At 67.3% G+C, this 24632-nt stretch carries 23 protein-coding genes; 6 read left to right on the top strand and 17 right to left on the bottom strand.

Features of this window, described 5'->3' with window-relative positions; genetic code table 11:
• Window positions 1-117: 117 nt before the first annotated feature.
• Window positions 118-1773 (top strand): hypothetical protein, encoded by a 1656-nt coding sequence (locus tag LFM09_RS20335; protein WP_414098068.1) that lies wholly within the window; start codon window positions 118-120, stop codon window positions 1771-1773.
• Here the strand turns inward: LFM09_RS20335 and LFM09_RS20330 are convergent.
• The 4 genes from LFM09_RS20330 to LFM09_RS20315 form a co-directional block, all read right to left on the bottom strand.
• Window positions 1770-3869, bottom strand: coding sequence for a tetratricopeptide repeat protein (locus LFM09_RS20330; protein WP_414098067.1), 2100 nt, complete (start codon window positions 3867-3869; stop codon window positions 1770-1772). The genes LFM09_RS20335 and LFM09_RS20330 overlap by 4 nt on opposite strands.
• Before the next feature lie 24 nt (window positions 3870-3893).
• On the bottom strand, window positions 3894-4088 hold the full coding sequence (locus LFM09_RS20325) for a DUF397 domain-containing protein (protein WP_414098133.1): 195 nt from the start codon (window positions 4086-4088) through the stop codon (window positions 3894-3896).
• Window positions 4089-4340: 252 nt separating this feature from the next.
• A complete protein-coding gene (locus LFM09_RS20320; RefSeq protein WP_414098066.1) occupies window positions 4341-5213 on the bottom strand; it encodes a helix-turn-helix domain-containing protein in 873 nt (290 codons plus the stop codon).
• A gap of 437 nt (window positions 5214-5650) precedes the next feature.
• A complete protein-coding gene (locus LFM09_RS20315; RefSeq protein ID WP_414098065.1) occupies window positions 5651-6460 on the bottom strand; it encodes an NAD(P)H-binding protein in 810 nt (269 codons plus the stop codon).
• A gap of 86 nt (window positions 6461-6546) precedes the next feature.
• Here LFM09_RS20315 and LFM09_RS20310 point away from each other — a divergent pair, with 86 nt between their 5' ends.
• The 4 genes from LFM09_RS20310 to LFM09_RS20295 all read left to right on the top strand — a co-directional run bounded on the left by LFM09_RS20310 (window position 6547) and on the right by LFM09_RS20295 (window position 10187).
• Entirely contained in the window at window positions 6547-7326 is a 780-nt protein-coding gene (locus LFM09_RS20310) for an AraC family transcriptional regulator (RefSeq protein WP_414098064.1), read from the top strand.
• Between the two features lie 34 nt (window positions 7327-7360).
• Window positions 7361-8008, top strand: coding sequence for a TetR/AcrR family transcriptional regulator (locus LFM09_RS20305; protein ID WP_414098063.1), 648 nt, complete (start codon window positions 7361-7363; stop codon window positions 8006-8008).
• Window positions 8009-8082: 74 nt separating this feature from the next.
• Window positions 8083-9060, top strand: a complete 978-nt coding sequence (locus LFM09_RS20300) for an acyltransferase domain-containing protein (RefSeq protein ID WP_414098062.1) — start codon at window positions 8083-8085, stop codon at window positions 9058-9060.
• 83 nt (window positions 9061-9143) lie between these two features.
• Window positions 9144-10187, top strand: coding sequence for an IS701 family transposase (locus LFM09_RS20295; RefSeq protein WP_414098061.1), 1044 nt, complete (start codon window positions 9144-9146; stop codon window positions 10185-10187).
• Here the strand turns inward: LFM09_RS20295 and LFM09_RS20290 are convergent.
• The 7 genes from LFM09_RS20290 to LFM09_RS20260 form a co-directional block, all read right to left on the bottom strand.
• Window positions 10158-11246, bottom strand: coding sequence for a ketoacyl-ACP synthase III family protein (locus LFM09_RS20290; RefSeq protein WP_414098060.1), 1089 nt, complete (start codon window positions 11244-11246; stop codon window positions 10158-10160). The genes LFM09_RS20295 and LFM09_RS20290 overlap by 30 nt on opposite strands.
• Window positions 11230-13458: an MMPL family transporter gene (locus LFM09_RS20285; RefSeq protein ID WP_414098059.1), complete on the bottom strand. Its 2229-nt coding sequence runs from the start codon at window positions 13456-13458 to the stop codon at window positions 11230-11232. The genes LFM09_RS20290 and LFM09_RS20285 overlap by 17 nt, the downstream gene beginning before the upstream one ends.
• Before the next feature lie 121 nt (window positions 13459-13579).
• On the bottom strand, window positions 13580-14086 hold the full coding sequence (locus LFM09_RS20280) for a nuclear transport factor 2 family protein (RefSeq protein WP_414098058.1): 507 nt from the start codon (window positions 14084-14086) through the stop codon (window positions 13580-13582).
• On the bottom strand, window positions 14083-14787 hold the full coding sequence (locus LFM09_RS20275; protein WP_414098057.1) for a DUF4386 family protein: 705 nt from the start codon (window positions 14785-14787) through the stop codon (window positions 14083-14085). Before LFM09_RS20275 ends, LFM09_RS20280 begins: the two co-directional genes overlap by 4 nt.
• Window positions 14787-16007, bottom strand: coding sequence for a cytochrome P450 (locus LFM09_RS20270; RefSeq protein ID WP_414098056.1), 1221 nt, complete (start codon window positions 16005-16007; stop codon window positions 14787-14789). The genes LFM09_RS20275 and LFM09_RS20270 overlap by 1 nt, the downstream gene beginning before the upstream one ends.
• Window positions 16004-17422, bottom strand: a complete 1419-nt coding sequence (locus LFM09_RS20265; protein WP_414098055.1) for an FAD-dependent oxidoreductase — start codon at window positions 17420-17422, stop codon at window positions 16004-16006. Before LFM09_RS20265 ends, LFM09_RS20270 begins: the two co-directional genes overlap by 4 nt.
• On the bottom strand, window positions 17409-18341 hold the full coding sequence (locus tag LFM09_RS20260) for a prenyltransferase (protein ID WP_414098054.1): 933 nt from the start codon (window positions 18339-18341) through the stop codon (window positions 17409-17411). The genes LFM09_RS20265 and LFM09_RS20260 overlap by 14 nt, the downstream gene beginning before the upstream one ends.
• A 45-nt stretch (window positions 18342-18386) precedes the next feature.
• Here LFM09_RS20260 and LFM09_RS20255 point away from each other — a divergent pair, with 45 nt between their 5' ends.
• Window positions 18387-18794 (top strand): hypothetical protein, encoded by a 408-nt coding sequence (locus tag LFM09_RS20255; protein WP_414098053.1) that lies wholly within the window; start codon window positions 18387-18389, stop codon window positions 18792-18794.
• A gap of 26 nt (window positions 18795-18820) precedes the next feature.
• On the opposite strand, the gene LFM09_RS20250 is transcribed toward LFM09_RS20255, so the two are convergent.
• From LFM09_RS20250 to LFM09_RS20225, 6 genes are read right to left on the bottom strand one after another with little or no spacing between them, the layout of a single operon-like run.
• A complete protein-coding gene (locus LFM09_RS20250; RefSeq protein WP_414098052.1) occupies window positions 18821-20311 on the bottom strand; it encodes a PEP-utilizing enzyme in 1491 nt (496 codons plus the stop codon).
• A complete protein-coding gene (locus LFM09_RS20245) occupies window positions 20308-21309 on the bottom strand; it encodes an NAD-dependent epimerase/dehydratase family protein (RefSeq protein WP_414098051.1) in 1002 nt (333 codons plus the stop codon). The genes LFM09_RS20250 and LFM09_RS20245 overlap by 4 nt, the downstream gene beginning before the upstream one ends.
• The gene (locus LFM09_RS20240) at window positions 21306-22355 is read right to left on the bottom strand and encodes an SDR family oxidoreductase (protein WP_414098050.1); all 1050 of its coding nucleotides are present in this window, start codon (window positions 22353-22355) and stop codon (window positions 21306-21308) included. Before LFM09_RS20240 ends, LFM09_RS20245 begins: the two co-directional genes overlap by 4 nt.
• Entirely contained in the window at window positions 22352-23215 is an 864-nt protein-coding gene (locus tag LFM09_RS20235; RefSeq protein ID WP_414098049.1) for an ACP S-malonyltransferase, read from the bottom strand. Before LFM09_RS20235 ends, LFM09_RS20240 begins: the two co-directional genes overlap by 4 nt.
• Window positions 23212-23937, bottom strand: coding sequence for a 3-oxoacyl-ACP reductase family protein (locus LFM09_RS20230; RefSeq protein WP_414098048.1), 726 nt, complete (start codon window positions 23935-23937; stop codon window positions 23212-23214). The genes LFM09_RS20235 and LFM09_RS20230 overlap by 4 nt, the downstream gene beginning before the upstream one ends.
• Window positions 23934-24629 (bottom strand): hypothetical protein, encoded by a 696-nt coding sequence (locus LFM09_RS20225; RefSeq protein ID WP_414098047.1) that lies wholly within the window; start codon window positions 24627-24629, stop codon window positions 23934-23936. Before LFM09_RS20225 ends, LFM09_RS20230 begins: the two co-directional genes overlap by 4 nt.
• Between the last annotated feature and the right edge of the window lie 3 nt (window positions 24630-24632).

Genomic DNA, 24632 nt, shown 5'->3' with positions numbered 1-24632 from the left:
ACGTCCGGTTCCGTTGTACGACCTTCACTATCAGAGCGCTCAAGGTGAATTGGTACTGTCTGCAACCTGGCACCTTGCCAGTATCAACCTCTGATGTGGCGGCGGCGCGGAGGAACAGTGCCAAGGAAGCGCAAGGTCTTCATCGTCTGGATGCACGAGCCCCGGACCAGGGCACTCGTCGCCGTCCTCGAGCAGCTCCTCAAACAGGCTGGTTTCGATGTCGAGCGGGACAGCGCCTTCAAGACGTCCAACCTCCCGAGCCTGGCTCAGCGGATGGCGAACAACATCGAGAACCGCGTGGTCATCTGCGTGGTGACGCCGGGGCTCGCCCGGTGGTTCAACGCCAGCGCCGACGCACCCGTGGGGAAGCACCTGGGGATCCAGTGGGAGATCCGCCAGATGATCCAGCGGATGTACGAGCACGGTTCGAGGCCCGGCTGCCCCGTGATCCCCGTGCTACCTCCCGGTGTGGTGGCCGAGGACGGCCCGATGATCCTGCGGGGCTTGGAGAACACGTCGTTCAACCCCATCACCGGCGAAGGCATCAACATCATCGTGGAGCGGGTCAAGAACGCGAACGCGCACTCCGAGCCGGAGCTCAAGGAGCGGCGGTCGGCCGAGGACAGGACTCTGGCCTCCACCCAGCCGTGGGACGGCCTGTCGACGTCCATCCGGAACGTCGACCCCTCTCTTCAGCACGCCCACGAGCTCAGCGAGTCCTGGATCAAGCGCGCTCGCAAGAAGGGTGTGACGCACTCCAGTGCGATGCTTCCGGTCTATCGGAAGATCCGGATGGCGGCCCTATACGCGGGCGATCTCGTGCTGCTGGAGCAGGCCACGGACATCTGCGTGCAGGCGGTGGACCAGCTCGACCTCGACGACGAGATCCGGGTGGAGAAGTGCACCTACCTGCTCAACCGGGCGTTCCTGCTGTTCTGCGCCCACGAGGTGAACGTGGCGCAGACCGTCGCGGAGAAGGCGCTCGCTCTGGCACACGACGCCAAGAACACCACCTTGATCGCGATGGCGAGGCGGTGTCTGGCCTTCATCCACGTCCACCTCGCCGAGTTCAACTCGGCTGTTGCGCGCGCCGAGGAGGTTCAACGGGCACGCGCCTACGCGACGTCGGCGATGAACCACTTCGAATTTGACAACGAGGACAAGCACCTCGCGGTTCTGGCCATGGCGCAGGTCCACCTCGCCGAGCACCGGCACGAACGCAACAAGCGCTCACTCGATGAGGCCGAGCGGCTCAGCGCCGAGGCCGCCAAGGGATTCCCGGACCAGCGCCTGAACTGGTATTACGAGGCCAGGCTGCTCCAGGTGAAAGTTGCCTTCGAGCTGCGGAAAGCCGACACCGCGACCGAGCTCCTCAACGAGACGCTGCGGGACCTCAGGTCGCGCGCCGAGCAGTCGGAGGCGTACCTCGAACTGCTCGGCGAGGGGCACCTGCTTCGCGCCAGGATCCGGGTGTCGCTGCGCCGTGCCGACGCGCAGGTGGAGATCGGCGAGGCACGCGCGATCTTCGACAAGCTGGGCCTGCAGCGGATGGTGGACGTGTGCGACTGGTTGTCGTTCAGCTGCGAGCTCAAGCGCCACCGGTTCTCGGCCTACGACATCAGGGCGCTGGAACGGGTCTGTCCTGACCCCGGTCTGCGGCTGAGGGTGGCACGGCGCGGCCGCACGTGGTCGGTCTTCTGGGAATTCCCGGGCCGGATCGGCGACAAGAACTGGAAGCGCGCGGTGGAGGAGACCCAGGCCGGCGAGGGCTAGCCGCCGAGCGCGGCCTCACACCTCGCCGCTTCCACAGTTCGGTGCTGGCTGAGGTAGAGCTCACGGGCCCGGTGCAGAGTGTCCGCGGCGGCCGCGTTTCCTTGTGCTGCAAGCACGAGGCCCAAGCGCTCGGTCACTTCTGCCTCGAAGAAGTGGTTCTCCTGATCGGAGGCCAGTCGTGCGGCCTCCGAGAAACGGGACACGGCCTCGTCGAGCGCTCCCGTTCGGTGCAGCAGGACGCCCAGGTTGTCCAAGGCGACGACACGGCCGCTGCGGTTACCGAGGCCCTCGCTGAGGACCAGGGATTCGGTGCAGCTGCGAATCGCGGCCTCGTGGTCGCCCAGCTCGCTTTGCGCGCGGCCCAACGCGTTCAGGGCGTGCGACTCCCCCACGGCGTTGTGCCCGGCCCGGTAGTGGCGCAGGGCTCCCGAGGCGTGGTGCAACGCGGCTTCGTGGTCACCGGAGCGAGCAGCCAGCCTGCCGAGGTCGTGGTGGACGTGGCCGAGCTCGGTGTCGTTGCCGTCCTCGCCGATCGACGCCAGGGCGCGGTGGAGGCAGTGTGCAGCCGGCTCGAAGTCCCCAGCCCTCGTGTACGCGCGGCCGAGCTGGCGCAGGGCGATGGCGGTCAGCGACTCCTCGCCGAGAGCACTCGCCGCGATCACACCCACCCGCGAGGTCTCGATGTTCTCGGCGAGGCGCCCGCTGCGGTAGTGATACGTGTCCAGCGCCCTGGCCAGGTGCCAGGCTTGCTCGTGCCACCTGCCGCGCACGGCTTCGTCCAGTGCCGCACGCAGTTCGCGGTACTCGGCGCCCAGCCACTGAACCGCGTCGTCCTCGCTGCCGAACGCCAGTGGCTCGCTTCCTTCCACGGGTTCGGGCAGCGGGACAGCGGCGCGGTTCGGGTACAGCAGGCGGTCCGCCGCACAGGCCGTGTGGGTGTAGAAGTCGACCAGCCTCAGCGTCGCGTTCAAGACCTCTCCCGGTTCGTCTGTGGCCACGCACATCTGGCGCGCGTAGGCGCGAACCAGCGGATGCATGCGAAATCTGAACCGGCCGCGCTGGGCGAGCAGGTTTCTCGACGTCAAGCGCCGCAGGTGCCGGGTGGCCGTGCCGCCGCGGACGGCCAGGAGGCTCGCCGCCGACGCCGCGGTCAGCTCGTCCGCAGGCGAAGTGCCCAGCATTCGCAAAGCACGCGCGTCCTCCTCCGACAACGACGTGTACGCCCACGTGAACACGGCACGCAGTCGGTTTCCGCCGTCGGTGGAGTCGAAGGCGTCGAGCTCGTCGTCCGCGTCGTCGAACTCCGCGACGAGGCCCGGCAGGTCGTGATCCTCGGCGGCACGGGCCGCCACGATCGCGAGCGCCAGCGGCAGGCCTGCGCAGCGCTCGACGAGGACCTCGACGGACTCCCGCTCCGCGTCCGCGCCGAGGTACGCCCGCAGCAACGTCGTGGCTTCCGCGTTCGCCAGCTCTCCCAGGTGGATCGCGGCGACACCGTTCAGATCCGGCCCGGTCAGCCTCGAACGGCTGGTGGCCACCAAGGCACTTATGGCGGTTCCAGGTACGAACGGCAGCACCTGTTCCGCGTTCACCACGTTCTCGAGCACGACGAGCACTGGACGCTGCGCCAGAACACTGCGGTACAACGCCGCCGCCGTGCCCAAGTCCTGAGGCAGAGCGGCCGGCTCCACGCCCAGCGCACGAAGAAAGCCGTGCAGTGCCACCAAAGTCGAGACGTCGCGGGCTCCACCGAGGTCGGCGAACAGCTGGCCGCCGGGAAACCGGCCGGCGTGATCGTGCGCCCACCTGAGCACCAGGCTGGATTTGCCGATTCCCGCGGCCCCCTCGACCACGGCCACCGGCACCTCGTCACGCTCCCGCATCCGATCGAGCGCTTCGGTGAGCAGCCTCAGCTCCGGATCGCGGCCGACGAGCACACGAGGCGGGGCGGGCAGCTGCCGAACCTGAGGACGCGACGCGTCTCCTGCCAGCGGCACGGTCAGTGATCCGAGGACGGTCCCCACCTGCACCACGGACCCCAGCGACGAGGAATCGACCTGGTTGTGCACGTCACCGAAACCCTCAGGCGGACGCATCAGCTGTCACTTACCTGTCGGTGATCAGATTCCTTTGACGACGGCGATGAACATCGCCCAAGAAGATTCACGGAAGCGCAGCCTCCCGCCCTCGCGATCACGCGAAGTCCTCACCAGCACATCGCCGTCTGCTTTGGACGTGAATTCCACGCACGATTGACTGTTGGTGACAGGTCCGCTCGCCGAGCTTTTGACCCACGTGCATCCGGCACCATCCACCTGAACCACACGGGCTCGCCTTGTCCTGTTCTCTGTCCTCTTCACGTTCGCCCCTCACCCCGATGGACGCACACGAACAGCGCCCCTTGTGAAGTTAGCTCGATATAGCGGAGAACTGCACCGCCGATCGAGTACGTGAACAACGGGGCCGCCGGAGAACATCGACTCTCGATCGAACCGTTCAGACCACCCGATTACTCGGTTGAGCCGCACGCGCAAGCACCGAACCAGCCCATCGGATCCGACCACGGGTCACGATTTGGCTGACAGCGCCTTCTCGATGAGGCCTTCAATCATTTCGCGCGAATCTTCTTCCGTCATCGCCAGGCTCTGCAGCACGACAAACGCTTCGTCGTACTTCCGGATGTCCTCCTGGTCGTCCCGGATCATGACGTCGCGAAGCGGTTCCTCCAGGACGAGGACATCGCCGTCACCACCAGGAAGTTCCAGCAAGGAGAAAGATCCACGCATGCCGCGGTGCGCCTTCGCGTGCTCCGGCTTGAGCGGCAGCACCCGCACGAAGACATTTGGCAGTTTCGCCTTCTCCAGGATCGCTCGCCACTGCTCGACCATGATTTCCGGATCGCCGACGTGCCTCAGCAGTACCGCCTCGTCGATGATGAAGTGCAGCTCAGGGCCGCCTTCGACGACAATGCCCTGACGTTGCGCGCGAATTACGACGCCACGATCGATCTCGGCCTGGTCCTCACCCACCCCGGATCCGAGCGCGCGGGTGTACGCGCTCGTCTGCACCAATCCCGGCATCGCCAAAGCTTGGTACTGACGGATCCGAACAGCCGAAGCCTCATAGCCGATGAACACGTACAGCTGCGGGTCGATATACGGCCTGAAAGGAGTCCACCACACACTCTTGCGACTCGCACGCGCTTCATCCAACAACGAGTCGACCTCTTCGGTGTCGGTCACTCCGTAAAGATGCAGAAGAGCTTTCAGGTCCGTGACCCCGACCTTCGATGTTCCGTTCTCAATTCTGATTATCTTGGATACCGACCATTCAAGTCGCTCGGCTACGTGCTTTTGGGTGAACCGAACCGACTCGCGCAGCTTGCGCAGCTCGCCCCGCAGTCGCCGCTGGTGGACGATCGGGGTGTCCCTCTGGCTCATGACGCCCTCCCAATGTGGGTTCATCTTGCCACATGGCAGAAGTTAGATCGCAGCCTGCACCTAACTGTTACGCACGTTGCGCACCGACATCAGACGAAATGCCACGGTCGATGCTGCACCACCACCGACCGAGACACCCCACATCCCGTACTACTCACCCACCGAGATAACAGTCCGTAGCGAAACCACCCGAGCAGACTCCATCTGAGTGTTTCTCGAAAGCGTGAAGTGCTCGACACGAACATCGTCCACTGGCGAATCCCGGAAGCAGGACCCTGCTAACCAGCGAAGATCGAACTTGGCGGGTGGCCACCACGCGGAGTGATCTTCATCGGCGAGCGCTCGATTCCTGCCCACGCCGCAACGGCCGGATCGGGCAGCAACCCACCAGTTCTGCCCGATCGACCGTTGATTCCCGGTCCCATTTCCGGTAGTCGCTACCTCCAGATTTGGGCCACGTAGGTGTCGAAAGTGGTGGCCGGCCGACCCAGCAGGTCGCTGACATCGGTAGTCGGAGTGGCCAGCAGGCCCGCGCGCATGCCGGCGAAGAGGGTGTTCAGTTCGGCGGCTTCGGGTTCGGAGACGCCGTGGGAGAGCAGGAAATCGCGGTACTCGTCCGGGGTCAGCTTCACCAGTTCGACGGGTTGGCCGGTGGCTGCGGAGATCTTGGCGATGGCGTCCGCGAACGCGATGGCGGTGGGACCGCTCAGGTTGTAGGTCTGGCCGTGGTGCTCGGTGGAGGTCAGGGCCAGGGCAGCCACGTCAGCGATGTCCTGGACGTCGACGAACGGTTCCGGGGTGTCGTCCACCGGCAGAGCGAGGCGGCCCGCACGGATCTCCGGCTCCCAGATCTCCTCTGAGAAGTTCTGGTTGAAGTTGTTGGCCCGCAGGATGGTCCAGGACAGGACTGAGGCGCGGACGGCCTCTTCGGCGGCGCGCATGCCTTCGAAGAAGCCGACTGGGGTTTCGTCCAGGCCTCGGCCGGAGAGCAGGACCACGCGGTGCACGCCGGATTCCGCGGCCTGTTTGAAGAACGGGGCTGCGGCGGCTGGGTCGTGAGGGGCGATTACGTAGGCCGCGAAGATCCCGGACAGGGCTGAGTGCCAGGTAGCGGAGTCGGACCAGTCGAAGCGGGTGGCGCTGGAGCGGGAGGCTGCGCGGACTGGCACGTCCAAAGCTTTCAAAGCGGTTACCACGCGGCGGCCCGTTTTGCCGGTCGCTCCCAGGACCAAGATCTCGTTTGTCATGGAACCAGCCAAGCTTCTGGGCAGTCGTATGGACATGGGTGAGCGTTCATCGATGATGTTCGATCGTCCACGGTTAGGTTGGGGGTATGGATCCGTTTGACGAACTGCTGCGCGGGGTGCGCGCGGATGGGGCTGGGCTCGGCCGGGTCGAGGTGGACGGAGCACGGGTGGCGCAGGGGCTCACGTTGTACGCGGTGGCGTCCGGGGAGATCCGGGTTCTGGATCAGGTCGCCAGGGCCGGGGACATGGTTGTCACGCGAGGGGAGCTCGCCGTGAAAGGGCGGGCGTCGGCCATCAGCGGGACGTACGACGTCATGGGGGCCAAGGCGCAGCGCCTCGCCCAGGCACTGCCGGAGGTGTTGGTGGCGCCGGGCAGCGATGAGTGCGCGGCGTTTTACGGGGCCGTTGACGGCGGGCCGCAGGTGGTCGCGGACCGGTTGCTGGACTGGCTGATGACGTGTGCGCTCAAGGAGTGGTTCGACCGGGAGCACGGGGCAGGGTGGCTGGCGGCGCTCGGGGACGAGGTGGTCGGGGCGGCGCTCAAAGCGATGCACGCCGAACCTGGCAAAGCCTGGACGCTGGCGTTGCTGGCGGAACAGGCACAGGTGTCGCGGACGACGTTGGCCACGCGGTTTGCGCGGCTGGTCGGGGTGGCGCCGCTCAAGTACCTCACGGAGTGGCGGATGGCGCTGGCGGCCGATCTGCTGGCCGAAGGTCAGACGGTGGCCGCGGTGGCGCGGAGGGTCGGGTATGCGGACCCGTTCGGGTTCAGTGCGGCGTTCAAACGGGTGCGCGGAATCAGCCCTGGTCAGTATCGGATACGAGGTGAAGTTGTGAGCCACACCACACTAACCACTGTTACCTGACGCTTGTCAGGTTCCGCGTTTAGACTCGGTGGCGATGACCGAGCAGCAGAGGCGTGGCCAGTCGACTTCCCGCTTGTCGTTCACCGAGCGGGGAGCGGTGATCCTCGCCGCCGCCACGGAGGTCTTCGCGGCACGGGGGTTCGATCAGGCCTCCATGCGGGAGATCGCCCGGATCGCCGGCATCACGACGCCGGTGCTGTACGACCACTTCAAGTCCAAGACGGACCTGTACATCAGCGTGGTGCAGCACCACGCCGGAGCCCTGATCGGTCATTGGGCCGATCCAGGGGACGCTTCCACGATGGAGGAGCTCTTCCATCGGACCACGGAGGTGTTCTTCGGCTGGATCGCCGACAACGAAGCAGGTTGGCGGATCCTCTTCCTCGGCAACCCGAGTGATCAGGCGGCCAAGGACGTCCACGACCAGGTACAGCAGATGGCCACCGACGCGATGGCCATGCTCCTGCAGAAGATGCCACCGCTCGACCTGCCCAGCGAGCTGGAGCGGGAGCGTGCACACCAGGCGATTGCGGAGTCGGTCAAGGGAGCCGGCAACGCGTTGGTCGCGTGGTGGTGGAACAACAGAGACGTACCGAAAGAAACCATCGCCAAGCTGAACTCCGAACTCGTGTGGAACGGGCTCAAGGATCTCGTCGGGCGTCAACCGGACGAGACCGCCTGAAACCGTTTCGCTGAAGGCAGCGACGAACGCTGTGTTCGGCGTGCACGAAAACATGCGGTTTTGGGGAGATCCGTATGTCCCAGAATGTTTCACTGATGTTTCCCGGCCAGGGGGCCCAGCACCACGGAATGGGTGTCGGGCTGTACCGGGACGAACCGGTTTTCCGGAACGCGATGGACGACTTCTTCGCGGCGCTGGGAAACGACGGCGAGCAGTTGAGAGACGAATGGCTCTCCGCCGCTCCCGGACCGCTCCTCGACGACTCCTCCAGGGCGCAGCCGCTGCTCTTCGGACTCGGCCACGCGCTGGGTGCGGCGGTGCTCGCCCGCGGAATCGAGCCGTCGGCGCTCATCGGCCACAGCGTCGGTGAGCTCGCCGCGGCGGCCGTCGCCGGGGTGTTCACCGCGACAGAAGCCGGGCGGATCATGGCCGGGCGCAGCGAGGCGATGGCCAAGACCGTGCCCGGTGGCATGGTCGCGGTCGCCGGCACGGTTGACGACGTCACGCCGCACCTCCGCGGTGACGTGGTGGTCGGGGCCGTCAACACGCCACGTCAGGTGGTGCTGGCCGGGCCGCAGGAAGACCTTCAAGCAGTCGTGCAGGCGTTGGCCGCGCACGGATTCGCATGCCAGCCGGCGCGTGCCCGGCAGGCTTTCCACAGTCCCGCTTGCGCAGGGGCCGCGGTCGAGTTCGAGAGCGCGTTCGACGGCGTGCGGCTGTCCACTCCCCGCATCACCATCCGGTCGACGCGAACCGGACTGCCCGTCACACCGGATCAGGCGGCGACGCCCGAGTTCTGGGCCGCGCAGATCGCGTTGCCCGTCCGGTTCTGGGCCGCGCTCGACCACCTGCTCGAAGAAGAAGGCACGCATGTGCTGTTGGAAGCCGGTCCTGGAGGCAGTTGTTCCAGCATGACCCGCCGGCATCCCGCGGTACGAGAAAAACGCGCCGAAGTCCTCCCGCTCCTGCCGCCAGCCGGACAGGATCCGGGCATGGACGTCGATACGTTCGACAGAGCACTGACTCGGTTGTCGACAGTTCCGCACGCCTGATCAGATCTCATGGGGGAGAAATGATTCCGGTCGAAGCTCACGATTACGAACGATGGCTCAGGAAGGTGTACAACCAGATAGCTGTGAATTTCGGCAGGGCAGAACCCCGCCGCCGCATGTGGACCTATTTGCTCAGCCTCCCCAGCGCGTACAGCGAGGGCCGGCGCAACGGTAACCAGTTCGGCACGTATGACGGCGAGCAACGGGCAGACGGTGTGCAACGACTGCTCACCAGCGCCCAGTGGGACGAGGAGGCCGTCCGCAACGACCTCCGTGCGTTGATCTCTCGAGTTGGCGGCGCCTCTGGCGGTGCGTTGTTCGTCAGCGAGGTGGCGTTCCCGAAGAAGGGCAGCCAGGCTGTCGCGGTCGAACGCCAGTACTGCGTCGAGACCGAGAAGCACGAGAACTGCCAGATCGGCATCATCCTGTCCTACTTCACCGCCAGCGGGCAGGCGTTCGTGCTGGACCGCGAGCTGTACCTGCCCAAGACCTGGGCGGGCGACGCGGCACGGCGCAAGCGGGCGGGCATTCCCGAGGACGTCGTCTACCGCAGCAAGTCCGTCATCGCGGCGGAGATGATCGAACGGACCATCCGCTCCGGCATCGTGCCGCGGTGGGTCGGCCACGCGATCCAGTGCCCGGACAAGCAGACGTTCCGGCGCATCATGCAGCGCAACCACATCCCGCACGTCATGGCGGTCACGCCGGGCGAGCTCTCCCGGATGCGACCACAGCAGGAAGGCCACACGGCGTTGCGCGCGCTCGGCGGGAAGCCGCCTGTGCGCGAGACGTTGACGTACGGCAGCACCACGCTCGCCCAGTCACGAATGCCGGGCGCGGCACCGGAGGGCTTCGGCCACTTCCACGTCGTCGCGTCGAGCGAGGAGCAGGCCCACTACCTCGCGTTCTCCAAGCAGGGCACCAAACTCGCCGAACTCGCCCAGGTCGTGGAGGTGCTGCGCAACTCGCGGGCCTACTGCAGCAGGGCGAAGCAGGAGATCGGCCTCGGCTACTACGAGGTCCGCAGCTGGCGTGGGTGGTACCGCCACATCACGCTGGTCATCGCCGCGTACACGGCGATGGAGATGGCACGCAGCTCAGAGCAACCCGTCCTCGCGCACGCGTGAGATGCGCCCGGCACGCCAACGGTGACTGGCGTGCTGGGCGGGCTCATCGACCTGGCGAATCTCCACGACCGCGCAGGACCACGAGAACCCGGCGCCGGTGCCGACCAGCAGGCAGAGCTGCCCCGGCCGCGCCTTGCCCGTCGTGACCAGGTGATCAAGACCTGCGACCTGGTCCCCCGCGCCGAGATGACCCACCTGCCGCGCCCACGGCCACGTCGACCGCTCCGGATCGGCGCCGAGCCGGCGGAACAGTCCCAGATCCAGGCGCCTGCGCCCGAACGCGGGCAGCACGAACCAGTCGATCTCGCCGAGCTTCACGCCCGCCTCGGCCAACGCCCGGTCGATCACCTCGTCCTGCCCGGCCTCGACCCGGTCGATCGCGTACTGCATCCCGACCTTCTCGACGAACTGCTGCTTGCGCACTTCGAGACTCATCGGTTGCGGCGCCAGCGATTCACCGTCGTAGAACGGATCCGTGCCGCGGTGCATCTGCTCCAGGTCCGAGTCGGACACCATCGCCAGCGAGAGCAACCGCGCGAAACCGTCCTTTTTGGACAGCAACGCCGCGGTGCCGCCGTCCGCGTACACAGTGCCGGGATCGGTGTTCCAGCGGTCGAAACCCGGCGGGCAGAACTTGTCCCCGGTCGTCACGAGCACGAGTGCGTCGTCCGAACACCCGGCCAGGAAACCAGCGCCGAGGTGCACGGCCGCCATGCCACCGTTGGACATCTGCCGCACGTCGATCGCCGGCGCCCGGCCTCCGACGGACTCCCGCTGCACGAACGAAGCGGCCGGCCACATCTCCCGGCCCTGGTAGTGCATGTTGGCGTGCAACAGGAGCTCGACGCGGTCAGCACTGAACCCGGCCATCACGGACCGGGCAGCGAAAGCCGCCATCTCCGCCGGCGACTCGTCCCCGGCGACCCGGACCGCTTCCACCTGACAACGGCGGAAGCTCTTCTGGTCGAACAACCCCGCGCTCACCGCGTCCGCAGCGGCGACGGCCGGCGGGAGCCAGACCGCCGTCGCCGCGAAGAACACATCACCGCTCAGCGGCATCGGCCATCACTTTCGGTTCGGGCTTGACCGGCTCGTCGTCGATGCTCTCCGACAGGTGGAACTTCTCGTGGAACCGCCGCAGGAAGCCCGGCGCCCACCAGTTCGCCTTGCCCATCATGGACATCAGCGCGGGCACCAGCGCCGAGCGGATCAGCGTGGCGTCCATCAGGATCGCCAGCACGATGCCGAGACCGGCCATCTGGATGATCGACACCTTCGACGCCACCAGACCGGCGAACACGATCGCCAGCAACAGCGCCGCGGAGGTGAACACCGCACCCGTCTTCTTGATGCCCTCGACGACGGCGAGGTTGTTGTCGCCGGTGCGGACGTACTCCTCCCTGATGCGCGCCACCAGGAACAGCTCGTAGTCCATCGACAACCCGAAGGCGGCGCAGAACATCAGCACCGGCATGGCGTTGTCGAGATAACCGGACGACGTGAACCCGAGCAGCCCTTCGAGGTGGCCGTCCTGGAAGCCCCACACCATCACGCCGAACGTCGCCGTCAAGCTGAGCAGGTTCAGGAACAGCGCCTTGATCGGCACGATCACGCTGCCGGTCAACAGGAACACGAGCACCAGCGTGAACAGCATGATCAGACCGATGGCGATCGGCAGCCGTTCGCTGATGATCTGCTTGTTGTCCACGAGCCGCGCGGACTCGCCGCCGACCATGACGCCGTGGTCCTTGCCGGCCTCGCGGATGCTCTTGATCGCCTCGGCCGCCTCCCCGGAGTACACCTCGATGTCCGGGCGCAGCAACACCGACAGGAACGAGGCCTGCTCGGTCGACATGAACTCGCCGACACCGGGAACCGGCTGCGCGAGCGCACCCTTCTCGTAGATCCCCTCACCACCGCGGACGAGACTGATCTGCGGGATGGCCGAGATCTTCAGCGACAGGTCGGCGAGCGCCTTCTGGTCAGCGGCGTCACGACCGAGGTCCGGCAGGTACACGTTGACCGGGAACGCCGTGTTGCCGGAGAAGTTGTCCCGGATCTGCTGGCCGACCTCGCGCACCGACGCGTTCTCCGGCAGCACGCGGTCGTCCGACTTGCCGATGTTGACGTGGAAGAACGGGACGGCGAGCAGCGCCAGTCCGAGCACACCCACGGCCGCGACCGGGACGCGCCAGCGGATCGTCCACTGCGACAGGCGTTCCCAGCTGCGTTCGCTCGGGTTGATCGACGGCAGCTTGTGCAGCGAGCCCTTCTCCACGTTGTGGCCCAGGAGCTTGAGCATCGCGGGCAGCACGAACAACGCGCCGAGCATCGTCACGAAGACAACAGGAACCGCGGCGTAACCGAAGGAACGCAGGAACGGCAAGGGGAACAGCAGCAACGTGCCGAGCGAGAGCGCGACGGTGATGCCGCTGTAGAGCACGGTCCGGCCGGCCGTGCGCATCGTCCTGCTGATCGCGTCGGGAACTGTCCTGCCGTTCGCCAGTTCTTCCCGATATCGCGTGACTATGAGCAGGCCGTAGTCGATGCCGAGGCCGAGCGCCAACGCGCTCGTGAGGTTCAGCGAGAAGATCGAGACCTCGGTGAACTCGGTGAGCACGCGCAGCACGAACAACGTGGCGCAGGCGGACAACGCGCCCATCGCGATCGGCAGCAACGCGGCCATGATGCTGCGGAACACGAAGAGCAGCAGGATCAGGCTGATCGGGATCGCGATGGCCTCCGCGATCAGCATGTCCTCCATGATCTGGTCCTGGATCGCGCGGAACACCTCGGCGTTGCCGCCGATCTGCACCTTCAGCACGCCCTGCGGGGAGTCGTAGCGCTCGTGCATCGAGCGCAGCCACTCGCTCTTGTCGTTCTGCGTGCCGTCGAGCTGGACGATCAGGATCGCGGACTTGCCGTCGTTGCTGCGCAGACCGCCGAGCTGCTGGTTCTCCCAGTAGTTGACGACCGACTTGACCATCTTGTCGTTCTTGAGGTCACCAGCGAACTTGTTGCCCGCCGCGGTCGCCTCAGGACTGTCGATGGAACCCGAGTTCGACGTCGCCAGGAATACCGCGTCGGACTCGCCGACCTTGAATTCCTTCTCGAGCTTCTCGGTCGTCAGCACCGATTCCGTGCCGTTGGCGTCGAAACCGCCACCGGAAAGGTGTGGAATGACCCCGATACCTGTGACGAGCGTCACCAGCAGGATGGCGGCAGCGGTGAACAGGACCAATTTCGGCCGCTTTTGCGAAAGTTCTTTCACGTGACTCAGCCGCTCCCCTGCCAGGCCTTATCATGATCAGTAGTCAGTTGATTACGGTACCGGCGACACCAGTCACGACTCCATCTCCGACCGCGATCCCACAGCCATATACGCACATAGCTCAGCGCTTGCCGGCGAGCCGCCTCGACACCGCCACCTTGAAGTTGAAAGCACCCGTCATGATCTTCTCGACAATGCCTCCGGGTGGCGGCAGCAGTTGCAACTGCTGAGCCAGGTCCATGCTGTCCATATACGCGTCCATGCGCGTGATGAGACCGTTCTCAACGGTGAAGAACTCCGCCATTCGAGCGCTCCACGGCCGCCCGTTGGCGCTCAGCCCGTTGAACTTCCCGCCGGTGAACGTGCCGGTCAGCGTGACCTGGACGGCCACCCTCCCGGCGCCGTCCGAGACGATGCTGTCGATGCGGGTGCGCGCGTCGGGGAACGCGCCGTAGAACGACCGCAGGTGGGGGCCGAGCTCGGTCCTGGCCCGCATCTCCCCCTTCAACGGCAGGAACTCCACACCGTCGTCGTGCCAGCACGCCAGCACGCCGTCGATGTCGTGCCGGTTGTAGGCCTCGTAAAGCCGCTTCACCACAGCGATCGCAGGACTGTCCACACTGGTCATGCCGCCACCGCCACGTGCGTCTCGGCGGACGCGCGGACCTGGCGCACACCGGCCGCGAACAGCCACACGAAGCCGAGCATCGAGAACAGCAGGAACATCAGCGTGGTCACCAGGAACGACGATCCGAGCAGGTAGATCAGGCAGCCGGTGACCAGGCCGCCGAGGCCGGCCGTGACGCCGAGCATGCCGATCCACCGCGGGTAGAACGTGTCGCGCAGCATCGCGAGCGAGTACAACGGCATCGCCACACCGAAGAACAGCGCGTACCAGAGACCGAGCATCGCCAGCAGCAGCAACAGGATCAGGTACGCCACCGGGTACGCGGCCGCGCGGCCTGCCTCGTCGGCGGCGACGTAGAAGTCCGCGATGTGCTTGGTGGTGAAGCCGTCGACACCCATCAGCACGATCATGACCGCGGCCGACAGGATCGCCGACCCGTTGGCGTAGCGGACCAGGTCGGGCCGGTCGACGTGCTTCAAAGTCCGGCCGATGGCGAGCATCGCGAACATGTCCAGCACGACCGCGATGGAGATGCCGAGGTGCAGCGGGATCCACAGGTTCCCGGACTCGTGCACCTCCTTCATGAACGGCTCGGTGGGCACGTCCTGGTGCGGGTGCAGCATGTTGACGACGACCGAGAGGATCGTGCCGCCGATCGCGAGCCAGCCGCCCAGCTTCAGTTCACGAGCGGTGATCTTCATCAGGATTCCTTCAGCGTGAGCGGGAGCTTGTCGAGCGAGCGGAGGATGGCCGTGTCGCGCCACACCGGCTCGTCACCGATGCGGACGTTCGGGAACCGTTGGGCCAGCGCGGAGAACACGACCTCGGCCTCGGTCTTGGCCAGCGCCGCGCCCAGGCAGAAGTGCGGGCCGTGCGCGAACGTCATGTGCCGGTTGGCGTTGGCCCGCGTCAGGTCGAGACGGTCGGGGTCGGCGAACACGCTCGGGTCGCGGTTCGACCCGCCCAGCAGCACCACGACCATCTCGCCCTTGCGGATCGTCGTGCCGGCGACGTCGATGTCCTCCATCGCCTTGCGCGCGGTGACCTGCACGGGCGCCTCGTGCCGCAGCAACTCGTCCACGGCAGCGGAGATGATCTCCGGTTCACGCTGCAGGCGCTCGAACTGGTCGCGGTTGGTCAGCAACGAGTGCATGCCGTTGGCCAGGTGGTTCATCGTCGTCTCGTAGCCGACGGTCACCAGCAGCACGCACATGAAGATGATCTCGAAGCTGTCCGACGCGCGGCCGTCCGCGTGCGCCTGGATCAACGCGCTCACCAGGTCGTTGCGCGGCTGGTCCAGGCGCGATTCGAGGATGTCGACGAACCTGTTGGAGATCTCCAGCATCGACTCGCCGGCGAGGTTGACCCGCTCGTTCGGCGCGTCCCACTCCAGCAGGCCGGCCAGCGCCCAGCCCTTGTCGTAGAAGAACTTCTGGTCCTCCTCGGTGCTCGCGCCGAGGATCTCGGTGACCACCCTGATCGTCATCGGGTAGGCCAGGTCGCTCATGAACTCCATCTCGCCGCGCTTGCCGAGCGAGTTGTCCAACAGTTCGTTGGCGATCTCCTCGATGCGGGCGCGGAAGTTCGTCACGATGCGCGGGGTGAACGTCGTCGACACGATGCTGCGCAGCCTGCGGTGCGCCGGGTCGTCGAGGAAGTAGTAGAAGCCCTGCATGATCTGGTCGACCGTCTCGTTGGCCGCGTGCTGGCGCTCCAGGAAGTTCGATCCCGGCCGCACGTGCCACTTGCTGCTCTTCAGCACCTCGACGACGTCGTCGTAGCGCGGCACGACGTAGGCGTTGAACCCCTCGTGCCAGAAGATCCGGTGGTTCTCCCGCAGCTCCTGGTACTTGGGGTACGGGTTCTTCCGGAACTCCGGGTCCTTCAGATCGAAGTCGACCGACTCCGTCACCGCGCTCACGACATCTCCTCCTGCTTCAGGTCTCCTGCCCAGACCTCGCCACCGGACCGCGCGGCTGCCGCGCCCCCGGTCGGCTTGGGCAGCGGGGCGTACTTCGGCCGGCGCATCAGGTACTGGCGCTTGATCTCCATGCCGATCCTCTTGAACACCACGCCCAGCACGCGCGGCAGCGGGAACTTCTGGTCGCGCGACAACGACCGGGCGGCCTTGAGCATCAGGCCCGGTGTCAGCACGGCGTACGGCGACGCGCGGTGCGACAGCACCTCGTCGATGAACATCTGGCGCACCCGGTCGTCCGCGGCGATGCAGCGCAACATCTCGCGCTCCAACGGGTCCATGTCGCCCGCCTTCGCCAGGTCCCAGGCGAGCCAGTACATCGGCGTCGCGTCCCGGTCGCGCCACTTCCACCACGCCCGCATCGCGCGGTCGACCGCGCCGACGTCCCGGAAGTCCACTGCGGACAGATCCGCGGACATCCGTTCGGCCTGGCGCAACGCGTCCGAGATGCCCTGGCCGACGGTCGGGTCCTTGAAGTGGCCGGAGTCGCCGACCAGTGCCCAGCCGGGCCCGGCGGACTCGCGGAAGTAGCCGGGCACGTAGGCGGTGCCGACCAGTGAGCTGACCCTCTTGGCACTGGCCAGGAACGGCCGCAGCGGCACGCACGCGTCGACGGCCTCGTCGAAACTGTCGGGCAGCCGGCGCTTGAACGCGGAGAAGTGCTCCAGCCCCGGCGACACCATGACGGTGAAGCGGTCGCTGTCGGACTGGAACCCGAGCGTGAGGTCAGGTCCGGAACGGTAGTGGTGCACCGCGGCCGGGCCCTCCTCGACCGCGCCCTCGTAGTCCGCCCAGTACACGAACCGCTGGTTCTCGGTGACGTTGTACGTGCGCGCGCCGACGAGGTCGCTCACCTTGGAGTTGCGGCCGTCCGCGCCGACCAGCAACGTCGTCCCCACGACCTCGACCGTGCCCGCGGACTTGAGCTCGACGCCGTTGACCCGGCCGGCAGCGTCCTTGCGCACACCCACGAGCGAGGTGCGCAGCCGGACGTCGACGCCCTCCTTCTCGGCGACGTCGACGAGGAACTTGTCCAGCAGGTTGCGGCTGATGCTGATACCACCGGGCGGCCAGTCCTCGTGCGCGCGCACCACCGAGTCGAGGCTGATGCCGTCGTAGATCGGCCGCATCGCGGTCAGGAACGGCGCCCCGGTGCTCGCCAGCTCGTCGAGGATCCCGAGCTTCTGCATGCACCGCACGCCGCTGACCTGGATGAGGTGCGTGGACAGCGTGTCGCTCGGGAACTTCGCCCGGTCGACGAGCATGACCGACACACCGGCGCGGGCGAGGTGGATGGCGAGCGACGCGCCCGCGATCCGCGCCCCGACGATCACTACATCCGGCTCACGCGAGGACATTGACGACCACCAATCCGAGAACCGCCAGGCGCAACGCGAAGAAGCTGTAGTTGCGCTTGTTCCGCCACTGGCCGCGCATTCCGTTGCGCAGCACGTAGAACTGGAGCGCCCAGGCCGGCAGCAGGGCGACGATCGACCAGAAGCTCATGACCCCGAACACCACCGCGCCGATGGTCAGCAGCCAGGTCGAGCTGAAGACGACAGCCACGAAGATCTTGTTGCCGCGCACCGACGTCAGCGCCGCGACCGTGCGCCGGCCGACCTTGCGGTCGTCCTCGGCGTCCGCGCTGTTGGAGCAGATCAGCACCTGCACGAGCCAGACCCCGAACAGGACTCCCTGCACCACCGCGATCGCGTCGAGCCGCTGCAACGACGCCGCGTACGGCAGCCACACGCTGGCCGCCAGAGTCACACCCGTGAGCGTCTCGCCACCACCGACGAACCGGTAGCTGAAGTTGATGCCCGCGGAGTACTGCGCGCCCAGAACGACGACCCCGAGCCCGCCGACGAACGCCCACCACGGCTGGAACTCCGCCACCGCGCTGAACCCGACGATGCACGCCACCGCGAGACCCGCTGTGATGAACGCGAACGTCTGCGCCTGCTTCACCGTGAGATGCCCGTGCACCAACGGCTTCACCTGGCTGCGGTTGCGTTCCGGGGCGTAGTTGCGCAGATCGCTGCCGTCCTTGAACCCGGTGATGTCGTCGAACGCGTGGGTCGCCCACATGCCGACCGCGATCGCGCCGAAGAACAGCAGGCACATCGCGCTGGTCCGCACGTCCAGCACGCCCGCGCCGATCACCAGCGACCACGCCAGGATCGGGCCCAGCCAGATCTCGAACAGGCTCGCCTTGCCGAGTCTGGCGAACGCCCCGATCCGCTGCGCCGGGGTCAGCACCGCCGCCGTGGTCGTCATCGAAGTCCTTTCCAGAAGAGCATTTCTGTGCCTACAGTCGGTTTCGTGAACCAACACCTCCGCGCAGCCGCCGCCGGTCTGGCAGGCACCGCCGGCTACACGTTGCTCAGCAAGACCTTGAAGGCTCGCGCCGCCACCCACCACGAGTCGGTGCAGCCCGTCACCGTCGCAGCCGCACTCACCGGCACCGAGGCGAAACCCAGTGGAGGACTGAACTTCGTCCTCCACTGGGGCTACGGCGCGTGGGGCGGTGTCGCCCGCGGTCTCGTGGAACGCCGGCTGAGCGGCTGGCGTGCCGAGGCCGCCCATCTCGCGGTGATCTGGTTGCCGTGGCGGTTGATGCTGCTCGCCAAGCGCGGGCACCGCACCAGTCCACAGGCCCTCGCACTCGACTTCGTCAAGCACTCGGTCTACGTACTGGTGACGGGTGCGGTGCACCGCAAGATCCGATAGAGCCGCGCCAACTCCGGGCGCGCGGTTTACCCGGAGTTGGCGTGGTCCACCGTTACCGCGCCGGTCCAGCCGTCGACCACGGCGTGCTTGCCGATGTCCGACTCCGGCACGGAAACCCCGGCCACGAACGGAATTCCGAGTTCGCGGCACACGATCGCGACGTGCGAGAGCACGCTGCCGTACTTGCTCACCACGCCGTCGGGCAGCACCGCGAGGACGTAGTTGCCGTCGACGCGGTCGCCCACGACGATGCGGCCTTCCTCGCCGTCGCTCTCCCGCACGAGCACGCCCTCTGCCCAACCGGGCGCCAGAGCGTTGCCGGTGTCCGCAGCGGTGCGACGGGGGCGGCGGGCCTCGGTCAGACCGCGGCTCTGGTGGTGCAGGTCCGTCGGGTAGTCCAAAGCCGCGGCCTCAGCGAGTTCCTCAGACCGTTGCGCGGCAAGGCGCTTGCGCTCCACCGCACTCGCCGTCCGCAGCTCGTGCACGCCCAGCATGGCGGCTTCCTCAGCCTCGGCACCGAACGCACCGCGGTCGAGCAGCACGCGGGTGCAGTGCAGCGCCCGCAGGCCGATCTCCTTGGACTTCTCCCGCTCGCCGAGCCCCAGGCCCATGAACTTGACCATGCGCTCGTACACCGGGCCCATCGCGGTGCCGAACGGCACACCGACGTGATCAGGCACGACCTCGGGCCGTGCCTGGGCGGGCTTGGCGCGCAGCAAAGACGCGGCGGACGACAGGCTGGCCGAGCCGAACCGGGCGAACGCCGGGGTGGAGTCGGCCACCTCGTAGTTGTTCATCCGGTCGAGGTCCACGGTCAGCGCGCCGGCTCCGGCACTGCTGTTCTGGCCGTCGTCCTCCCGATGTGCGCTGGCGCGCAGCAACTCCAGCGCGGTGGCCTCGTCGTACTGCGTCTGCAGGATCCGCTTGGCCGCCGCGGACGCGACGAACGCGACGCAGGTGGTGCGGATGTGGAGCGCCCAGGCCGAACGTCCGGCGCGGATCGCCGCCTCGATCGCGACACCGCTCTGCCAGGCGCTGCCCGACTCGACGGCGTCCATCGTGGCCTGTTCCGCGGCGGCGAGGTCGGCGTGGGCACGACCGAACGCCTCGGCGTTGGAGCCCAGGAACTTGAGCCCGCCGACGAGCCGGCTCAACCGGTGCCACTGACTCGGCCGCTTCTCCCGCTTCACGTCCGGCGCGGGACCACCCAGCAGCAGCTCCCAGATGTCCTCGGGCGCCACCAACGGGAGTTCGTCAGCCAACCGCTCAACCGTCGTCATGTTGAAGAACGGCCGGAACCCGAAGTAGCTCACGAAGTGCGGACGCGCGCCGCGAGGGCGTTCCCGGCCGAACTTGTCGGCGGCGGCCCGGAAGCCCTGCTCCATGCCGGCGCCGATGATCGACCAGGTGAGCGGCGACAACAGCTCGGGAGCGACCTCGCGGAAGTTGTGGCCGCTGTGCACCGAGTTGCGGTCGGTGAACGGCGTGTCGAGCGAGAAGCTCGGAAGTGTGGTCACGGCAGACGCTCCCGCAGTCGAGAGAATTCGTAGTCGAGCGCCTCCACGAGGTAGCTCCGGTCGGCGGGCGCGGTGACCCGGCCCGCCTCGAGCAGCTCGTCGAGGCAACGCAGTTCCAGGTCCCACACGGCGTTGCAGTAGTCGAAGACCTCGCGCTCCATCGGCAGGTCGAGCCACGAAGGCTTGACCACGGCACCGATGGCGCGGGCGAGCTTCGCGCTGCGGACCCGCTTGGCCCGCACCCCGAACCGCGCGTTGATGAGGTCGAAGATCTCCGCGTACGTGGGCGACTTCGGGTCCACTGCCCACACCGCGGAACCACCGGTGCCGAACCGGACCCGGTCGATGATCACCTGGGTGGCGAAGTCCAGCGGGCACGACCAGTAGCGGTTGGACCCGACCACCGGCAGCGGCCAGCCACCGGCGAGCATCCGCAGCAGCTCGAACAACGCCTGCGGCGGCGCCGAACGGTCCGGGCCGTCAGCAGTCGCCACGACGTGCCCGGCGCGCACGATGTCGACCGGCAGGCCGGACGCCTTCGCGAGCTTCTCGCCGTGCAGCTTCGCCCACTCGTAGAAGTTGCGGTGCCGCATGGAGTCCGGGATCAGGTCGCTGCGCAGCCGCTGCTTCACGTCACCAACGGCGAGCAGGCTCGACACCAGCACGACGTTGCGCAGGTTCGGGCACTCCCGAGCGAAGTTCAGCACCCCGCGCAACGGCACGACGTGCTCGGCCTGCGCGTCCGACAACGAGATCGACAGGTTGAACCCGCCGGTCGCGACGACGATCGAGGTGACCTCGTCGGCGAGCGACGCTGCCTCGTCCTCGGCCAGCCCGAGACCGGTCCGGCGGGCGTCACCGACGTGCACCTTGGCATAGGACTCGATGTGCGGCGCCGGCCTGCGCACGAGACCGTGCACTTCGAGGTCGTGGCCGGCGGCGGACTCGGCGAGTGCCGATCCCAGATGGCCACCGGCTCCGACGATCAGGACACTCATGCAGGCCACCCCGCGTAATAGCTGTTGATCTTCGGCGGATCGTCGTGCAGCGGCATGCCCAGCGTCTTCACCAGGCTCCGCACGGAAACCTCACGGCCGAGCCCCGTTCCGGTGTAGACGGTCCGCGAGGCGAAGTAGCGCAGGCCGATCACCGCGGCGTTGCGCGGGTGCTCGTCGAGCCGGTCCGCCTGCAGCGAGATCGCCTTGAGCCAGTTGGCCGGCATCCGCACCGGACGCGGGAACGACTGCGGTTCCCGTTCCGCGGCAACGGAAGCCTCGCGGATGAACGACTCGACGAACGGCGCGGCCGCACCGTTGCCGATGTTGCGCACGTCGATCAGGTCCTGCTGGTCGCCGTCCACGAGCTCGACCAGCCGAGCCGCGACGAGGTCGCGCGGGCACACGTCGAGCCGGGCACCGGTGCTGTACGGCAGGATCTTGAACCAGCCACTGGTGATCAGCCGGGCGAGCGGGACTTTCTTGGCGCCGTTGTCACCTGCCACCGCGTCGAGGTCACCGGACAACGCCGGGATGCGCGCGATCACCGCGGGCACGTCGTACTTGCGCGCGGCACGGGCGACGGCCCACTCACCGCGCAGCTTGCTGCGCTCGTACTTGGTGAGCTTCTCCTTCTCCTCCAGGAGAACCTCACCGACCTCGTCACCCGACTCGTAGCCCACGTAGAGCGAGCCGGCGTGCACGAGCTTCGCACCGAGCCGGCGGGCCAGTTCCGCGCCCTGCTCGGCACCATCAATGTTGATCTTCGAGAGCCTCGACCACGGTGCCGACCACGCGACGTCGCCGGCGACGTTGAGCACGACGCGGACTCGGCCGGCCAGCTCGTCGATCTGCCGGTCGGACAATCCCCAGTTCGGCAGTCGCAGATCTCCCTGCACGGCCTCGATCTCGGCGCCGCTGCGGCGGGCGAGCGACCGGCCGCGCTGCTCGAAGTCCCGGCCGCGGATCACCGCGACGACGGGCTCGCGCAGCTGGCGGAGCACCGCCAGGCCGAGGAAGCCCGTGCTCCCGGACATCAGTACGGTCATTGCGCTGCCTCCAAAGCAACGAACTTCACGATGCTCTCCCGCTTGGCGAGCCTCGCGAGGGTGGTGCCGGGACCCGCGTCCCACAGCTGTTCGACACCGAGCGCCCGCACCGCGCGCATCGCGTCCAGCCAGCGGACCGGCAACAGCAGAGCGCGGATCACGAGTTCCCGGATCTCGGCCGGATCGGTGTGCACCTGACCGTCCACAGAGGACACGAACGGAACGCGCGGCGCGTGGAACTCGACGGCCTCGACGACCTCACGCCAGCGCGGGATCGCGCCGTGCATGAGCGGGCTGTGGAACGAGCCGCCGATCGGCAGCACCTCCACGATCGCCCCGGTCTCCTTGGCCACCTCGACGCACGCCTCGACCGCCGCCACATCACCGGACAGCACCGTCTGGCGCTTGCCGTTGAGCCCGGCGATCTCGATCACGCCGCCCGACCGAGCGACAGCCTGCCTGCGCAACCACTCGGCGCCGGTGACGTCGGTGCCCATCACCGCGATCATCGAACCGCGGCGTTCACCCTGCTGCTTGTGGCAGATCTCGCCACGACGCTGGGCGAGCACGAACCCGTCGTGCGGGTCGAGCACACCGGCGAACCCCGCGGCCGTCAGCTCGCCGAGGCTGTGGCCGAGCACCACGGGCACATCAGCGGTGCCGAAGGCTGCCTGGGCTGAGGCGATGCCGGCGGTGTAGGTCGCGGGCTGGGACACCGAGGTGTTGCTCAGGTCGAGCTCGTCGGGTTCCTGACCGCCGAGGAACTCCGCGACGAGCGGGTGCGCGCGGTGTTCGCGCAACGCCGCGATCGTGGCGTCCCTCTTGTTGCCCTGTCCGGGAAACGCGATGCCGGGGGTCATGAGATCGACAACCCGCCGTCGATCGAGAGCACCTGACCGGTCATGTACCCGGCGTCGACCAGCAGGCCGACGCCCTCGGCGATCTCGTCCGGCGTGCCGAAGCGGCGCACGGCGGTGCGGTCGAGGAACCCCTTGCGGATCTCGTCCGGCACCTCGCCGGTCAGCTTGGTCTCCATGAAACCGGGCGACAACGCGTTCACCGTGACGTTGCGCTTGCCGCACTCCAGCGCGAGCGACCGGGTGAACCCGATGACGCCCGCCTTCGAGGCGGAGTACGCGGTCTGACCGCGGCTGCCGATGATGCCTGCGGGCGAGACGACGTTGATGATCCGGCCCCAGCGCTGGCTGAGCATGCCGGCGGCGACCGCGCGGCACGTGTGGAACGTGCCGATCAGGTTCGTCTGGATGGTCGCCTGCCAGTCCTCGACCGACTGCGTCGCCATCAGGCCGTCACGCCGGATCGCACCGGAGTTCACCAGCACCGACACCCGGCCGAGCTCCTCGGTGACCTGGTCGACCATGGTCCGCACGGAGTCCCAGTCACCGACGTCCGCGCGCACCACGGTGGACTGGTTCGTCAGCTCGGCCTGCACCTTGCGGGCGCCGTCCTCGTTGCCCGAGTAGTGCAGCGCGACCCGGAAACCCTTGCTGTCCAGCAGTTTCGCGATCGAGGCACCCAACGCGCCGGAGGCACCGGTGACCAGTGCGACGTCCTTGCTCATGTCGCCACCAGCGCTGTCCGGGTGGACTCGATGTAGCTCTGCATCGCGACCAGCGCGGTGGTGCCGGCGGGCTGGTCCGCGGCCGAACGCACGAGCCGACTGGCGGGACGGTCGCCCGCACCCTTGGCCAGCACGACCGCCGCCGCGGAGGAATCTCCTTCGTGCGCAAGGAGGTGGTGCTCGCCGTCGGGCATGTCGTACGCGACGACCATGGCCACGTCCGCGGTGCCGTCGGCGATCGTGGACAGTGCGACCGTCGTGATCATCGACAACGCGTCGGCGCCACCGATGTAGTGCATGCACGGCCCGCGGAACCCGGTGGTGATCGCGATGTTGCAGATCGGGTTGTTCGGCATGCGCCGCAACCAGTCCGTGGGGTTCGCCGGGTGCGTGTAGAAGTGGCTGAGCCGCTCGATGCGGTCCTCCGCCTCGACCTCGGCGTAGTCCGGCACCGGCACCGACGGGTCCCAGCTGCTCACCGTGAACAGCGCGAACTTCTCCAGATCGCCCTGCCCGTACTGCTTGTGCAGCTCGACGGCGGCGACGTACGGCGCGTAGAACGTCCGGTCCAGCAGCCGCCGCACGGCCCGCTGGCTGGCCTTCTTCGAGTAGTCGACCAGGTCTTCGGGCAGTTCGTCGGAACCGAGCGCGGCGACTACCGAGAATTCGTCCGCAGTTGCGATCTCACGCATTGC

Source organism: Lentzea alba, assembly GCF_047445655.1.
GTDB classification, from domain to species: Bacteria; Actinomycetota; Actinomycetes; order Mycobacteriales; family Pseudonocardiaceae; genus Lentzea; species Lentzea alba_A.
Note: the sequence above shows the minus strand (reverse complement) of the source record. Positions and strands in the feature narration are given on the sequence as shown.

Bases quoted from the DNA above. Each gene is read 5' to 3' on its own strand.
- LFM09_RS20230 (WP_414098048.1), bottom strand. From the start codon at position 23,937: ATGAGCAAGGACGTCGCACTGGTCACCGGTGCCTCCGGCGCGTTGGGT.
- LFM09_RS20290 (WP_414098060.1), bottom strand. From the start codon at position 11,246: ATGCCGCTGAGCGGTGATGTGTTCTTCGCGGCGACGGCGGTCTGGCTC.
- LFM09_RS20235 (WP_414098049.1), bottom strand. From the start codon at position 23,215: ATGACCCCCGGCATCGCGTTTCCCGGACAGGGCAACAAGAGGGACGCC.
- LFM09_RS20265 (WP_414098055.1), bottom strand. From the start codon at position 17,422: ATGTCCTCGCGTGAGCCGGATGTAGTGATCGTCGGGGCGCGGATCGCG.
- LFM09_RS20320 (WP_414098066.1), bottom strand. From the start codon at position 5,213: ATGAGCCAGAGGGACACCCCGATCGTCCACCAGCGGCGACTGCGGGGC.
- LFM09_RS20240 (WP_414098050.1), bottom strand. From the start codon at position 22,355: ATGACCGTACTGATGTCCGGGAGCACGGGCTTCCTCGGCCTGGCGGTG.
- LFM09_RS20225 (WP_414098047.1), bottom strand. From the start codon at position 24,629: ATGCGTGAGATCGCAACTGCGGACGAATTCTCGGTAGTCGCCGCGCTC.
- LFM09_RS20330 (WP_414098067.1), bottom strand. From the start codon at position 3,869: ATGCGTCCGCCTGAGGGTTTCGGTGACGTGCACAACCAGGTCGATTCC.
- LFM09_RS20280 (WP_414098058.1), bottom strand. From the start codon at position 14,086: ATGACCAGTGTGGACAGTCCTGCGATCGCTGTGGTGAAGCGGCTTTAC.
- LFM09_RS20245 (WP_414098051.1), bottom strand. From the start codon at position 21,309: ATGAGTGTCCTGATCGTCGGAGCCGGTGGCCATCTGGGATCGGCACTC.
- LFM09_RS20260 (WP_414098054.1), bottom strand. From the start codon at position 18,341: ATGACGACCACGGCGGCGGTGCTGACCCCGGCGCAGCGGATCGGGGCG.
- LFM09_RS20300 (WP_414098062.1), top strand. From the start codon at position 8,083: ATGTCCCAGAATGTTTCACTGATGTTTCCCGGCCAGGGGGCCCAGCAC.
- LFM09_RS20315 (WP_414098065.1), bottom strand. From the start codon at position 6,460: ATGACAAACGAGATCTTGGTCCTGGGAGCGACCGGCAAAACGGGCCGC.
- LFM09_RS20305 (WP_414098063.1), top strand. From the start codon at position 7,361: ATGACCGAGCAGCAGAGGCGTGGCCAGTCGACTTCCCGCTTGTCGTTC.
- LFM09_RS20310 (WP_414098064.1), top strand. From the start codon at position 6,547: ATGGATCCGTTTGACGAACTGCTGCGCGGGGTGCGCGCGGATGGGGCT.
- LFM09_RS20275 (WP_414098057.1), bottom strand. From the start codon at position 14,787: ATGAAGATCACCGCTCGTGAACTGAAGCTGGGCGGCTGGCTCGCGATC.